Raw genomic sequence first — 502 nt, forward strand, 5'->3', positions numbered from 1 at the left:
CGGAAGCGGTTTGGCTCACGCTGAACCCGTACCGCTCGATCGTACTGGGCCTGTAGCTCAGGTGGTTAGAGCGCACCCCTGATAAGGGTGAGGTCGGACGTTCGAGTCGTCCCAGGCCCACCATGGACGGGACGGTCTACCCGCTGGCATGCCCCTTGGGGACATAGCTCAGTTGGGAGAGCGCGTGCTTTGCAAGCATGAGGTCGTCGGTTCGATCCCGTCTGTCTCCACCATTTGTTTGGGACTTGGCGCCGCTTAGCGGCGACTGTCCGAACGAGGTGTCGAGGCCGCTATCTGGAGAATGAGTTTGCCGCAGCCTGGATGCTGTGAGGACCGATCGGTCCCGCAGGGTCGGCTGTTTGGCGAAGACATCAGTGACATCGTGAAGAGGGAATGTGGCCGTTGGGGCAGAGAGATCTGTGAACTCTGGCGGTCATGTTCGGCAAGCATACGGCGATTTGATCGGAAACGATCGGATCGCTGGTCTTTTTGTGACCGTGTC

At 59.6% G+C, this 502-nt stretch carries 2 tRNA genes; both read left to right on the forward strand.

Annotation, left to right across the window (positions count from 1 at the left end):
• Positions 1–46 precede the first annotated feature (46 nt).
• Positions 47–123, forward strand: a tRNA-Ile gene (locus MKK88_RS10100).
• 34 nt (positions 124–157) lie between these two features.
• Positions 158–233 (forward strand) — tRNA-Ala (locus tag MKK88_RS10105).
• The last annotated feature ends 269 nt before the right edge of the window (positions 234–502 follow it).

Source organism: Methylobacterium sp. E-005 (genome assembly GCF_022829725.1).
GTDB lineage: Bacteria > Pseudomonadota > Alphaproteobacteria > Rhizobiales > Beijerinckiaceae > Methylobacterium.